The following is a 12,842-nucleotide window of genomic DNA, read 5'->3' on the forward strand; positions in this document are numbered from 1 at the left end:
CACACTAAGCTGGCTAACACCTCTAGCCTGCTCTTCTGATGCGCTACTTGCTATATCAATTAAATCATTGATCTTCCCGGCACGGGTTACTACCTCTGTCAAGGATTCTGCAGTTTCTTCAGAAATACGAACTCCCTTGTTTACCGCTTCAATAGTTTCTTCAATCAAAGAAGAGGTGTTTTGTGCTGCCTTTGCAGATTTCTGAGCAAGGTTACCTACCTCATCCGCTACTACTGCAAAGCCCTTTCCTGCTGCTCCTGCTCTAGCCGCCTCAATAGCCGCATTCAAGGATAGAATATTGGTCTGGAAGGCAATATCATCAATAGTCTTAATAATCTTACTAATTTCCTGAGACTTTTCAGTAATCTCTTCCATAGCTAAAGACATTTCTCTCATTTTTTCGTTACTTACCATAACAGACTGACCTGCCATATTGGAAAGACGGGAAGCCTCTCTTGTAGTTTCAGCTGTTTCTTTAATCTTTGCGGATATATCATTCATAGTGGCACTTAATTCTTCGATGGAAGAAGCCTGCTCTGTAGCACCCTGAGAAAGTCCCTGAGCACCGGAGCTCACCTGCTCCGCACCGGAATTTACCTGTACCGCACTCTGCTGAATCTCTGCCATAGTACCGGAAAGATCTGTGGAAATATTTTGAATGGAATCAAACAGTGGACGATATGCTCCGCTGTAGTACTCCGCATTATTCATTTCCACATTGAAGTTTCCTTGGGCAAGTTGATTTAATTTTTCGGAAAGGTCTCCGATAATGGAACGAATTCTGGAAACTACATCCCCCATGGAATGCATTAATTTTCCGATTTCGTCCTTGCTCTTATAGGAAAGATTCATGTCAAAATCCCCTACGGATAATTTTTCTCCTACCTCTACCACCTTCTGCAGGGGCTTTAAGAAATAGCCAATCAACAGGGCGCATGCAAATGCAAGAACAAATACCGTGCTAAATCCTGCTACAATTCCAACATTTCTTAATCTGTCCACTTCCTTACTATAATCCTGGTGAGAAATACTGAGTCTGGTCCACCAGGTGCTGCCTTCCATGTCAATGGGGTAATAGTACTCTCTTCTTAGCTGTCCATGCTCATTCACAATATTAAGAGCAAAGGCTTCCTTAGACTCCATCTTTTCGGTAATGGCCGTGCTTGCCTTCTCCGGAAGAAGCTCCTTTAAAGTCTTTCCATTTACTGTTTCTTTCTTACTGTGAATTAAACCTTCCCCATCAATAATGTTTACAAACATGGAAGAATAATCTTCATCGGTCTTGCTTGCCGTGAGTAATATATCTTCCTTCACATCCAAAAGAATGCTTCCCAAAAACTGATTGTCCTTCATAATAGGATGATAAATCGCAAACATTCTCTCTTCCGGCTTTGTAATATCTCCGTAAACCGGTGTAATAAAGGTAGATCCCTTTTCCTTTACCGCCTTATAATATATTTCATCCTGATAATTGGAATAAGGATGGTTGGTAATCGCTCTTTTATCCAGATCTTCTTGGGAAAGAATAGGGGCGTAATTCTCTATCCCCTGATAAAATGCATTCGGCTCAAATAAAATACCGATATCTGCCAGATTCGGTTCCGTCTTAAGGTTTGCATACAGCGCATTTAAAATCACTACCTCCGCATTGTAACGGGAAGCAGGAAGGTAAGCATTTACCACACGGCTTCGAAAAGCTACATTTTCCATAGGGGTAATGCTCTGGGGATTCCCATCCTCATCGTTAATGGTCCAGGGATTACCGGGAACGCCTCCCACCTCATCATGCTGGTCAAACACGAAGCTGATACTTTCCTCAATATTATCGGCTGTGGCATTCAGCTTGGTCATTAAGTTATCCAGGGTATAGGAAGCCTGCTCTGCCCTTTCCGCCATGCTGGCATCTACCTTTTTGTTCATAGACAATCTAAAACTATGCAACAAAAAATACAGTAAGCAGAGCAGCAGTACAAAGGTCAGCCCACCGATAATCAATGACATTTTCTGCCCTAACCCAAGGTTCTCCAATAAAGAACCCTTCATTTCTTGCTTTTTCTTCACGCTTTCATTCCTCCTTGAATTTCGAACTCCTATTTTTATTGTCGATTTTATAAAGCTCATAGGTTCATCGGCGTAGCCCATACTTATATAAGGAAATTAGCATTTTATCAAAGAATTTCCCTAGGCAGCTGAAAAGATGCAAGGAGGCAGTTAAAAACTTTTAAGAAGTCAGTGAAAAAGATTCCGGAAGCTTTCTTGTACTTTCTTTCTGAAAATGCTATTATGCAAAAAACTTTCTTCTTATTATATGGAAAGATTTTCAAATTCCGCTAAGGGATAATAAGGCCAAAAAAAGCACAACACGAAAACAGGAAGTGCGAAGACACAATTCTAAAAAAAGCAAAAAGAAAAATCTGCTTTTCTCTTATAAAAAAGCAAAACTGTCCGATATTGTGTTGAGCTAAAAAACAGAGAGAAAGGATAGCTATGTCATTATTTTATGGAAATGGAGTAGCCCTCACGGAGAAGACCCTGGATTTACTCTGGGGACGGCAGAATCTTACGGTGAACAATATCGCCAATGTGGATACGCCGAATTACAAGTCAAAATATCTCACTTTTGAGAATGAACTTCTCCACCGCATTTCTACTGCGGAGCAGGGTGGACGAAAAAAGGTCGCCATCGGGAATGCAATACAGTCCCAGAGGGCAAGAATTCACAGCACAAAAAACGAATCCAGTCGACTAGATGGAAATAACGTGGACATGGATCAGGAACAGGTGGAGCTTGTTAAAACCACCTATGCTTACCAGTATATGGTAAACTCTGTAAACAATGACTTAAGAAGACTTATGGCAGCAGCGAAGAGCTTCTAGCCCCTTTTCCATAGGATGATAGGAAGAGGAAAATGACGATTTCAGGAAGAAAGGATGCTTCCGAACTTTTCTGGAATACTGAGTTTTTCTCCCTTTTATGGAGGAAATGGGTATAGAAGCACTGCCGAAAGGGCAGTGTTTTTTTTCGGCATTTTCCAACTTTGCCTTATGGCAGTAGGGATTTTGCCGATAGATAACGAGGATACTGCTGTGAAACAGAACACAGTTTAGTAAATAGGAAAAGGTGGTAAAACTATGGATAGTACAATGGAAGGAATGCTGGACACCTATCTCTTGGAGACGGAAGCGCTCCTGGATAAGTTGGACGAAATGCTTATCGCAGACGAAAAGGTAGGGGATTTCTCCACAGATGACGTAAATGAAATTTTCCGAATCATGCACACCATTAAGGGTTCCAGTGCCATGATGGAGTTCACTCCTCTCTCCAATATCGCTCACCATATTGAAGACATGTTCTTCTTTATTCGTGATAAGGGAATTGATTCTTTAAGCGGAGACCAGAAAAGTGAACTTTTCGACTTAATGTTCCGTTCTGAGGATTTTCTTCGTAGCGGACTGGAGAAGGTAAAGGCCGGCGAAGAGTTGGATAACAATGTTGAAGAATTTGCAGGTTCCATCAATGCTTTCTTGGCAAAGATTTCCGGAAAAGCTCCTGCTGACTCCGCTCCTGTTGTAGAAGCGGCAGACAGCACAAAGGCTTCCGGTGAGAATCGCAATCTTCCGAAGGACGATAAGGCTAAGAAATTCATTCATGTCTTCTTAGATGAAGGAATCGGCATGGAAAATCTTCGTGCCTTTATGATTGTAAATGCAATCAAGGAATTTGACTTAGAGTTCCGTTATTATCCTGCAGATATGGATAGCAATCCGGAAACAGCACAAACCATTATCGATGAAGGATTTTTCCTTGCCTTCGATAGTGACGAGGACTGCGAAAAGGGTGAGAAAATCTTACGGGAGCAGAGCCATATCCTCTCCTATGAGCCGGTAGAGGCAACAAAGGCTGAGGCAAAGGCTGAGGTTAAGAGCGCAAATGCAGAAAGCAGTTCCGCACCAAAGGCAAGTAAAGAGCCTGCAGCGGCTCAGCAGACTGCACAGCAAAAGGCTGCAGCACCTGTAAAGCAGAGCTTGATTTCCGTAAACCTGCAGAAGCTGGACAGCTTAAACGACCTGGTAGGAGAAATTGTTATTACCGAATCTATGGTAACCTCCTCTCCTGTTCTTCGTATGCTGCCTCAGGAAAGTCTGGACAACTTCATGAAGTCTGCAAGACAGCTTCGTAAGTTAACAGACGATCTTCAGGATATCGCCATGAGCTTACGAATGGTGTCCATCTCCGGTGTTTTCCAGAAGATGAACCGTATCGTTCGTGATATGAAGCAAAAGCTTGGAAAAGACGTTAAGCTTACCATCATCGGTGAGGATACCGAAGTGGATAAGACAATCGTAGATAGCATTCAGGATCCTTTGATGCACATTGTCCGTAACAGTATGGACCACGGTATCGAGGAAACCAAGGAAGAGCGTATCGCAGCAGGTAAGGATTCTCAGGGTGAGTTAATCCTCTCCGCTTCTCACACTTCTTCCGAAGTTATCATTACCGTTCAGGATGACGGTTACGGAATGGATCCGGAAAAGCTTTTGGACAAGGCCGAGGAAAAGGGAATTCTTTACAAGCCTCGTTCCGAATACAGCAAGAAAGAAGCTTTGGGCTTGATTATGCTTCCCGGCTTCTCCACCAATACCGCAGTAACCGAGTTCTCCGGTCGAGGCGTTGGTATGGACGTAGTAAAGAAGAATCTGGAGTCTGTTGGTGGAACCATCAGCATTTCCAGTGAAATCGGTAAGGGTTCAACCTTCACCATGAAGATTCCTCTTACACTGGCTATTATGGACGGTATGAAGGTAAATGTTGGAGATACCATCTTCACCATTCCTATCGTAAATATTCGTCAGTCCTTCAAGGTAGATGATTCCGAAGTCGTATTTGACGAGAACGGAAATGAGATGGTAAAGAGAATGGATGTTTTCTATCCTATCATTCGCCTGAACAATTTCTACGGCATCGAAGGAAAATACACCGAGTTACAGGACGGTGTTCTCATCTGGGTAGAGGCCGGAGACAAGTCTTGCTGCCTATTCGTAGATGACTTAATCGGAGAACAGCAGGTTGTGGTAAAGCCACTCCCCGCTTACTTCAATGCGTATGACTTAAAGTCCAGTGGTATTAATGGTTGCTCCATCTTAGGTGATGGAAACATTTGTATCATCTTAGACGTGCTAGGCTTGTACTCTCAAGCCATTGAAAACATTTAAGGAGGGAAGCAGCATGGCAGAAGAATTGATGCAAGAAGAATTATTAGAAGAAGTTGAAAGTCAAGAAAACAAGCAGGACGAGAAAGATTTAACCGATGCAGAGCGTTGCTTAACCTTCGAATCCGGCGGATTGGTAATGTATATGAGCACAAGCTATGTCATTGAAATCATCAATGACCATAGCATCACTGCTCTTCCCATGGTTCCCCACTATGTAAAGGGAATCATCAACTTAAGAGGTTCTATCCTTCCGGTTGTAGACATTCGTTTACTGATGGACAGAGAAGCTGAGGAATATACCTCTAAGACCTGCATTATCGTATTAAACATTGATTCCGTACCTATCGGTATCATCGTAGATAAGGTACGTCAGGTTATCGACATTGACACCAGCGAAGTACAGCCTATTCCTTTACGGAATCGTCAGAAGCTTTGCAACGGCATGCTTACTTTAGATAGCGGAGAAGTTGCTATGTCCTTTGACGCAGCTTCCTTAGTGCAATCCTCCTCTACTTCTGAAGTAGTATAAGAGGGATTTTATGAACGATTTATCTGATGAGGACTTTAAGCGGCTTTATACCTTTATGCAGGAGAAATTCGGCATTGATCTAAAGCGTAAAAAGCCTTTGATTGTAAGCCGTCTCTCTTCTATCCTGGAGAGCCGGGGATATACGGACTTTCACGATTATGTGAATGACATTATCCAAAAACAGGACCAGGATATGATGACTACCCTGCTGAATAAGCTCACCACAAACTATACCTACTTTATGCGAGAGGAATCTCACTTTGATTATCTGGAAAATGTGGTGATGCCCCAGTTGGCAGAAAAACACAAGAATGACCGGGTGCTCTCCATCTGGAGCGCCGGTTGCTCTTCCGGAGAAGAGCCCTATAACATTTCCATGTATCTCTTAGAGTACTTTGGAAAGTTAGGGGGAAACTGGGACACTCGTATTCTGGCTACAGACATTTCTCAAAATGTCTTATCCAAGGCGGAAAACCCCAAGTATCTTCCGGAAAGCTTGGAAAAGCTTCCGAAAAGCTGGAAAAACAAGTATTTTGTTCCCATTGAAGACGGTTACTACACCGTCAGCGAGGAGCTTCGAAGAAATGTTATCTTCCGCCCCTTTAATCTCATGTCTCCCATCAAGTTTAAAAGAGACTTTGATTTAATCTTTTGTCGGAATGTTATGATTTACTTTGACCAGCCTACAAAGGATGCCTTGGTAAAGCGTTTCTACGACGTGACTTATCCCGGAGGACACCTCTTTATCGGACACTCCGAGGGACTGACAAAAGCCACTTGCCCTTATACCTATGTGAAGCCCGCGATTTATCGGAGGGATGAAAAATAGGAAGCAAAGGAAAGTGCTTAACAAGTAGAACGATCAACAACGCGAATAAAGTGATAAAGCATATCTTCTATCTTTGGATGGAGATATGCTTTTTTATTGTCTTTTTAATGGGCACTGCTTATATACGACGTTTCGGAGCACTGCCTATCTCCTAGCCCCAAGGCACGCTCCCGCTAAGTTCGCCCCGACTAGCGGTACTAAATGCAAGAGTATTGCTTTTCTTCGATACATCGGAACACCGTCTATCCCCTCCCCTCAAGGCACGCTCCCGCTAACTTCGCCCGACTAGCGGTACTAAACGCAAGCTTCGCTTCGCTCGCTTTTGTTAAGTACCGAGGGGCTCAGATTACCTTGAGGATAGGGGATAGACGGTGTTCCTTCCTGAGTTCTCGAATATAAGCGAAGGTAAGGATGAGCAATGCTCTTGGCTTTTAGTTATGGACAAAGGTTAGGGTAAGCAGTACTTCTAGACTTTCGATTATGAGCAAGAGTGAGAATAGTCAGTGCTCCTAAGCTATCGAATAAGCCAAAGGGTGAGGATTGGCAGCGCTCTTTTATCAACTATACTCTATATTATCAATATACGGATAATATCCGAATGTGGAGTATAGGAGTTTTGCTAAATTGGTAGTAAGATAGAATGCAATAAAATTCAAGTGTTTTTATTCCTAAAGCCTAAACTTAACTTGAAATCTTAACTGCAATATTCTCGTTTCCATTCATCTTTTCTAAAAATTCAATTTACCTCTCTATCAATTTCTATTATCCAAATTATCTATAGGTGACTTATGAAAAAAACAAATTCTACTAATGCTAAGGTTAAAAAATCCGCTCGTTCAGAAGGTAAATCAAAGAGTACAAGAAAAAAGTTGGATGCTCTGGAAAAGAAAAAAATCATCGCATCTCTTACTTTGATGGATGACCTCTTTATGCAAGTGGTTCTGGAAGAACAGGCTTGTACGGAGTATATTCTGCAAACGATTCTGGACAAATCTTCCTTAAAGTTAAAGGAGCAAAGACTTCAAAAGAGGCTACCAAATCTGCATGGAAGAGCACTGGTCTTGGATTGCCTTTGCACTGATGAAAAAGGCTTGCTCTATAACATTGAAGTGCAAAATTCATCTGCCGGGGCAATTCCTAAAAGGGCGCGTTATCATGCCGCTCTAATGGACACACATACCCTTAAGAAGGGAGAAAAGTTTTCCAAATTACCGGAAAGCTATGTTATATTTATTACAGATAAAGATGTATTGGGTGAGGGAGAACAGCTGTACCAGATTGAAAGAGTTATTAGAAAGTCCGGAAATTTGTTTAAAGATGGTTCTCATATCCTTTATTTCAACACGGCAAGGCAAGATGACAACGCATTAGGAAAACTGGCTAAAGACTTTAAAGAAGCCAATCCCAAAGAAATTCAGTCAGAAGTTTTGTCTCATAGAGTAGCTTCATTAAAAGAAGGTAAATTAGATAGGGAAGGAGAAAAGAAGATGAATGTTTTATTAGAGAAGTATAGAAAAAAAGCGATAGAAGAAGGTATAGAGAAGGGAATAGAAAAAGGTCTAGCACAAGGAATACAACAGGGCTTACAACAAGGCCTCGAAAAGGGATTGGAGAAAGGACAAAATCGTCTCGCTCTTTTGGTAGGTCATTTACTGAATGCAGGACGTATGGATGATCTTAAGAGAGTTTCTTACGATGAAGCATATCGGGACAAGCTCCTGAAGGAGTTCGGGCTTTAAACGTTTACTAACTTTCGTTGAATAAAGTTTGTAAACGTGACTTGAAAAAGATATATAATTCTCTTTAGCTTTGATTAATAGGCAACAAAAATCCTACAATGTAATCATTCGATTGCATTTGCATTTTAAATCCTATAATATAGAGATTAGTAAATTCTAATTTCTATGGAGGTAAAATCATGGCTAGTACATTAGTACAGTTTCGAACAGAGGATACAGAAAAACTAAAATCAATACAAATCTTAGATAAGTTAGGACTATCTCTACCTGCATATCTTCGAATGTGTATGGCTAGACTTAATCAAGAAAATGGAATTCCTTTCAGTATGAACATCCGTCCTGAAAACAATCCCGGCATTAATGCCCTGAAAAAAGCCAGCAAAATTGCTGAAGAATACGGTATCTCCGATATGACTCTTGAAGAGATTAACGCAGAAATTGCTGAGGCAAGAAAGTAAGTAAGTTATGAAATATTTTGCGGTAATTGATACAAATGTTCTCGTATCTGCTCTCTTAAAGTATCACTCGATTCCCGGTAGTCTTTTAGAGCTAGTATTTACGGATATGATTACACCAGTTTTGAACAATGAGATAGAATCAGAATATCTAAGTGTTCTTTCTCGACCAAAATTTCATTTCAGTAAAGAAATCATCAATGACATTATTCAAACTTTTCGTTTGAAAGGGCTCTATATTGATTCAAGTCCAATAAATATTTTACTGCCGGATCCTAAAGATGTGATATTTTATGAGGTTGTCATGGAGCAACGTAAGCAAAGTAATACATGGCTTGTCACCGGCAATATCAAACATTTCCCAAATAAATCCTATGTTGTTACACCGCGTCAAATGCTTGACATTATATTAAAAGACGTTGATTTATAACCTTCTTTCTGCCATTTAATCAATGCACTCTTTCCTAGCTGATAAAAGTGTTAATTCGTGCTATACTACCCACAGAATATTTATTTTGTGGGGAAGAAAATGGAGTATCAGGATCAGAAACAGCATATTGAATTGATTGCTATGGGCGCCTCTACAGGAGGAACCGAAGCGCTGCTTGCCGTATTAAAGGAGTTGCCGGGAAATCTGCCGCCTATCGTCATTACCCAGCATATGCCTCCTGTTTTTACGGAAATGTATGCAGAGCGTTTGAATCGTCTATGCGCCATGGAGGTGCGGGAAGCAAAGGATGGAGACGAGCTCTATTCGGGACTTTGTCTTATTGCTCCCGGAGGTCTGCAAATGCGAGTTCACAAGGATGTTTTAGGAGCCAGAGTTTCCTGCACCGAGGAAGAGAAGGTTTCAGGGCATTGTCCTTCTGTAGATGTACTCTTCCACTCCGTTGCTGAGCAATATGAGGCTTCCGCCATCGGCATTTTACTGACAGGCATGGGAAAGGATGGTGCAAAAGGGCTTTTGGCTATGCACGAGCAAGGTGCTTATACTCTGGGACAGGATGAAAAAAGCTCTGTGGTCTATGGAATGCCCATGGAAGCCTACAAGCTGGGGGCTGTAAGCCAGCAGGGAAATCTGGAACAGATTCCTCAATATCTACTCCAAAGGCTACGGTTCAGCTAATACAGATTAGTAGACGTTTAAAAAGAGTTTTAGCATTAGCGTTACAAGATGGCTCTATCATCAGCCTTACAGAATTTCACGGTGAAATTTCTCTGTAGAATTCTACAGAGGAATCAAAGCACAATCCCCCTTATTTTGTTTGTTAAATATTAATATTTACAATCAAAAAGAACAGGCTTTCTCTTTATAGCCTGTTCTTTTTTTGCCGATACATAAGTATAGAATGTTCCTCCTGAACCGGGAGGCCATGATTTTTTTGGAAATTTTTAGGATGATTTGTATATATTTAGGGAGATAACATGGGGTTCATCGGAACAGGATTAAGTAAATTAGGGGCAGCCAGTGCCCAGCAGCTTGGAATCGCAGCGGCCGCATCTCTTTCCGTGATGGCAGTCAGCTTTTCGGCCATTGCCTATCAGGGATATGTAACGGAAAAAAAGCAGGAGCAAGCACATAAGAAAAGCACTCTCACCGCTGAAAGTCGTTTTCAAGAGGTTTTTTATAACGGAAATTATGAGCAGGCACCTGCCGTATTAGGGGAAAATGAAATTGCCGGCGCAGTAAATGACGGAGAAGGTAGCGGAGACAGAGCCGTACCTGCTGAGGGAAGTGCCGACAATAATAACACCGGTGGCGGTCAGGGAGGTTCCGACTCCACTGCATTTTCCGCTAATACAGACGAAAGCAGTTCTGCAGAAGCAACTACAGCAACTACAGCAAATGCAGAAAGCACAGGTGCTACAGAGGCTGAATCTACAACAGAAGAAAGTACAGAAACCATTACGGAAATTGTTGACGGACAGAATAAAAAAACGGTAAAGAACAATGTGCAGGAAAGTACTGCTCCTGCCCAGGAAGCAAGCTCTGAAAATGCAGAAACTACTGCTGTGGCAGCAAATGCCGCAAAGCCTGTGGCAGATTTAAACACCCCGGAAACCGTGGAGGAATCTGCAGCGGATGTCAGCAATGTTGGCGGTCTTCCCGTAAAGTCCGATTCTTTTTCCCAGTTCTACGGAAGTTCCACCTTTAACGATTATAATGTGTTCTTAGATACCGCTATGGGTCCAATGACCTACTATAACCAGCATGACAGTCATTGGGCAAAATATCTTTACGGCGGACAGGACTCTATCAGTAAATACGGCTGCGGACCAACTACCGTAGCAATGATTGTGTCTTCCTTCGGAAATGTAAATGGAAGCATTACCCCGAAAGAAATGGCGGAATGGTCTTCTCATTATAAGTTCTATGCTCCTCAAAGCGGTTCTTATCATGACTATATCCCTTCTGCCCTCTCCGCCTTTGATTTAATGGTGGATTCGGTACAGGAAAGAACCCCTGCAAAGGTAGCTGAGCTTTTAAACAGCGGACATATTCTGGTCGCATTGATGGGTAAGGGTGCATTAACCAATGGTGGACATTTTGTTATTATTACAAAGCAAAATCCAAACGGTACCGTATCTATCGCAGATCCCAACAGCTATAAGAAAACCCAGCAGGAATGGGATCCGGCACAGCTAATGCGAGAATTAAAGAAGAACTACGACGGTGGCGGACCACTTTGGGCCGTAAGCAGTCCGAGAAATTACGGAAGATAAACAAGATCCCGCACAGAAAGCGAATGATACTTGTCTAAAATAATATTGCGCATTTCCTACAGAGGATATTCATGAAGAATAGAAAAGGTCTGAAATCGGGGCACACAAACCCTATGATTTCAGACCTTTATTAAGAATAATATCTTTTGCTTACGCTTTATATCACTTTATATCTCTTTATCTCTTTATCTCTTTATCTCTTTATCTCTTTATCTCTTTATCTCTTTATCCCTTTATCTTTTTATCTCTTTATCTCTTTATCCCTTTATCTTTTTATCTCTTTATCTTTTTATCTCTTTATCTTTATACGTATTCAAAATCTTCCACTGCCTTAAACCAGCTCGTTCTTCCTGCATGGAAGATAAAGGCTAAGATGGCAATAACAAGATAGCCTATTGCATATTGCGTAGTGGGATAGAACCCAAGATACGCCCTATGGATAAAGCCGGAGGCTTGAATCGCAGTTTGCAGCTTGGCAAGGCTTAGTGCTCCTGTAATCTGGCTATACATATAGTCGGCAACGGGAGGAACCATTGCCACTGCTATTGCTGCATAATGCTTTTTATCATTGTCCTTAAAGGCCTGGGTCACCATAACCACTGCACACCAAAGGAAGGTGATGGCAAAAAATAGATCTATAACTTTGTATTGTCAGATACATCATACCGATGTAACAACTAAAAAAGAAGCGAAGTTTCCCTCGCTTCTTTTTCACATTTTGTTTTGTAAGCTATTCCTTCTTCCCTATCCTTCGAAGAAAAAACGCTTCACTATTATTTTTTTGATGGTATTTCCCTTAGGCCTTACGCCTGCTCTTCTAATTCTTCTCCGCTTAAGCTGCTGACAACTTCAGCAATTCTCTTAACTACAGAAGAAATCTTCTCATTTACTGCGGAGCTGGAGTCGGAAAGTCTTCCAACCTCATCTGCTACCACACCGAAGCCCTTGCCGTGTTCTCCGGCTCTTGCCGCCTCGATATTTGCATTTAAAGCAAGAATCTTCTGTCTGCTCTGAATGCTCTTTAAGTCGTTGGTGCTCTTTCTGATTTCCTTTACCAAACTCTGGGTTTCGGTAATTCCTGCGGAAAGACGGTTTGCAAATTCCTCAAAACGTCCAACGCTGCTTTCTGCCTTTACGAACTCTTCGAGAGTGAGGCAAAGAAGCTTTAATGCAGCCTCCTGTCTATCTCTGTCTCCGTCCTTATCCTCTTTCAGATAAAGGCTTGCCACTTTTTCTCCATCATACCGGAGTTCACACTGAATAGAAGAAGAGCCGAATTCTTGGGATCTGCGATCTAAAGCGTCTGCCTTCCCTGGCTCTCTCTCCTCACCGTCAGCATAGTATACGGTTTT

At 41.9% G+C, this 12,842-nt stretch carries 12 protein-coding genes; 9 read left to right on the plus strand and 3 right to left on the minus strand.

Annotation, left to right across the window (positions count from 1 at the left end):
• Window positions 1-2,061, minus strand: a 2,061-nt coding sequence (locus tag ACO4PX_RS04500; RefSeq protein ID WP_485571685.1) for a methyl-accepting chemotaxis protein, incomplete at its 3' end; no start/stop codon positions are given.
• A gap of 426 nt (window positions 2,062-2,487) precedes the next feature.
• Here ACO4PX_RS04500 and flgB point away from each other — a divergent pair.
• From flgB to ACO4PX_RS04545, 9 genes are all read left to right on the plus strand, one after another.
• Entirely contained in the window at window positions 2,488-2,877 is a 390-nt protein-coding gene (flgB, locus tag ACO4PX_RS04505) for a flagellar basal body rod protein FlgB (protein WP_007156723.1), read from the plus strand.
• 255 nt (window positions 2,878-3,132) lie between these two features.
• On the plus strand, window positions 3,133-5,214 hold the full coding sequence (locus ACO4PX_RS04510) for an ATP-binding protein (RefSeq protein ID WP_314670348.1): 2,082 nt from the start codon (window positions 3,133-3,135) through the stop codon (window positions 5,212-5,214).
• A gap of 28 nt (window positions 5,215-5,242) precedes the next feature.
• The gene (locus tag ACO4PX_RS04515) at window positions 5,243-5,743 is read left to right on the plus strand and encodes a chemotaxis protein CheW (protein WP_408637129.1); all 501 of its coding nucleotides are present in this window, start codon (window positions 5,243-5,245) and stop codon (window positions 5,741-5,743) included.
• A 10-nt stretch (window positions 5,744-5,753) separates the two neighbouring features.
• Window positions 5,754-6,572 carry a CheR family methyltransferase gene (locus tag ACO4PX_RS04520; RefSeq protein WP_304069740.1) on the plus strand — a complete coding sequence of 273 codons (819 nt, stop codon included), beginning with the start codon at window positions 5,754-5,756 and terminating at the stop codon, window positions 6,570-6,572.
• Between the two features lie 788 nt (window positions 6,573-7,360).
• Window positions 7,361-8,311, plus strand: coding sequence for an Rpn family recombination-promoting nuclease/putative transposase (locus ACO4PX_RS04525; protein WP_485571687.1), 951 nt, complete (start codon window positions 7,361-7,363; stop codon window positions 8,309-8,311).
• Between the two features lie 179 nt (window positions 8,312-8,490).
• Window positions 8,491-8,769: a type II toxin-antitoxin system RelB/DinJ family antitoxin gene (locus ACO4PX_RS04530; RefSeq protein ID WP_455009591.1), complete on the plus strand. Its 279-nt coding sequence runs from the start codon at window positions 8,491-8,493 to the stop codon at window positions 8,767-8,769.
• A gap of 7 nt (window positions 8,770-8,776) precedes the next feature.
• A complete protein-coding gene (locus ACO4PX_RS04535) occupies window positions 8,777-9,196 on the plus strand; it encodes a putative toxin-antitoxin system toxin component, PIN family (protein WP_485543749.1) in 420 nt (139 codons plus the stop codon).
• A 99-nt stretch (window positions 9,197-9,295) separates the two neighbouring features.
• Entirely contained in the window at window positions 9,296-9,892 is a 597-nt protein-coding gene (locus tag ACO4PX_RS04540) for a CheB methylesterase domain-containing protein (RefSeq protein WP_314635684.1), read from the plus strand.
• A gap of 299 nt (window positions 9,893-10,191) precedes the next feature.
• A complete protein-coding gene (locus ACO4PX_RS04545) occupies window positions 10,192-11,490 on the plus strand; it encodes a C39 family peptidase (RefSeq protein WP_485571689.1) in 1,299 nt (432 codons plus the stop codon).
• A gap of 303 nt (window positions 11,491-11,793) precedes the next feature.
• On the opposite strand, the gene ACO4PX_RS04550 is transcribed toward ACO4PX_RS04545, so the two are convergent.
• On the minus strand, window positions 11,794-12,090 hold the full coding sequence (locus tag ACO4PX_RS04550; RefSeq protein ID WP_485571691.1) for a hypothetical protein: 297 nt from the start codon (window positions 12,088-12,090) through the stop codon (window positions 11,794-11,796).
• Window positions 12,091-12,293: 203 nt separating this feature from the next.
• The coding region (locus ACO4PX_RS04555) for a methyl-accepting chemotaxis protein (protein ID WP_485571693.1) at window positions 12,294-12,842 on the minus strand (549 nt) is incomplete at its 5' end.

Source organism: Oribacterium sp. (assembly GCF_057249185.1).

What these genes read in the sequence shown, in the direction of transcription:
- ACO4PX_RS04520 (WP_304069740.1), top strand. Translation starts at nt 5,754, where the DNA reads ATGAACGATTTATCTGATGAGGACTTTAAGCGGCTTTATACCTTTATG.
- ACO4PX_RS04515 (WP_408637129.1), top strand. Translation starts at nt 5,243, where the DNA reads ATGCAAGAAGAATTATTAGAAGAAGTTGAAAGTCAAGAAAACAAGCAG.
- ACO4PX_RS04525 (WP_485571687.1), top strand. Translation starts at nt 7,361, where the DNA reads ATGAAAAAAACAAATTCTACTAATGCTAAGGTTAAAAAATCCGCTCGT.
- ACO4PX_RS04540 (WP_314635684.1), top strand. Translation starts at nt 9,296, where the DNA reads ATGGAGTATCAGGATCAGAAACAGCATATTGAATTGATTGCTATGGGC.
- ACO4PX_RS04535 (WP_485543749.1), top strand. Translation starts at nt 8,777, where the DNA reads ATGAAATATTTTGCGGTAATTGATACAAATGTTCTCGTATCTGCTCTC.
- ACO4PX_RS04545 (WP_485571689.1), top strand. Translation starts at nt 10,192, where the DNA reads ATGGGGTTCATCGGAACAGGATTAAGTAAATTAGGGGCAGCCAGTGCC.
- ACO4PX_RS04510 (WP_314670348.1), top strand. Translation starts at nt 3,133, where the DNA reads ATGGATAGTACAATGGAAGGAATGCTGGACACCTATCTCTTGGAGACG.
- flgB (WP_007156723.1), top strand. Translation starts at nt 2,488, where the DNA reads ATGTCATTATTTTATGGAAATGGAGTAGCCCTCACGGAGAAGACCCTG.
- ACO4PX_RS04530 (WP_455009591.1), top strand. Translation starts at nt 8,491, where the DNA reads ATGGCTAGTACATTAGTACAGTTTCGAACAGAGGATACAGAAAAACTA.